We start from the raw sequence: 324 nt of genomic DNA, 5'->3' as shown, positions 1-324 counted from the left end.
CTGAAGTTGACGTGCTTTCACTTTCTGAATTTGAACTGCTGATTGAGTCTGATTCACTTGTTGAGACAGAGTTGCTTGCTGAAATTGACGTACTTTCACTATCACTCGTGCTTTCTGATTCTGAAGTTGATGTACTTTCACTTGCCGAATTAGAGCTACTGATTGAGTCCGACTCACTAATTGACGCTGATTCACTTGCACTTACTGAATCTCTTTCTGCATTTTCCGAGTTACTAATGCTTGTTGATTCACTTGCACTTTCTGATTCAGATGTGCTCGCTGATGTAGAATCGCTTTCTGAAACAGATTGACTTGTACTTGTTG

Annotated in this window: 1 protein-coding gene; it reads left to right on the top strand. The window is 40.1% G+C overall.

The features are described from left to right. A partial coding sequence (locus CD122_RS12540; RefSeq protein ID WP_420852959.1) for a hypothetical protein occupies positions 1 to 311 on the top strand: 311 nt, incomplete at its 5' end. Positions 312 to 324 lie beyond the last annotated feature (13 nt).

It is taken from the genome of Staphylococcus rostri, from assembly GCF_002902145.1.
In the GTDB taxonomy this organism is placed as follows: Bacteria; Bacillota; Bacilli; order Staphylococcales; family Staphylococcaceae; genus Staphylococcus; species Staphylococcus rostri.
Note: the sequence above shows the minus strand (reverse complement) of the source record. Positions and strands in the feature narration are given on the sequence as shown.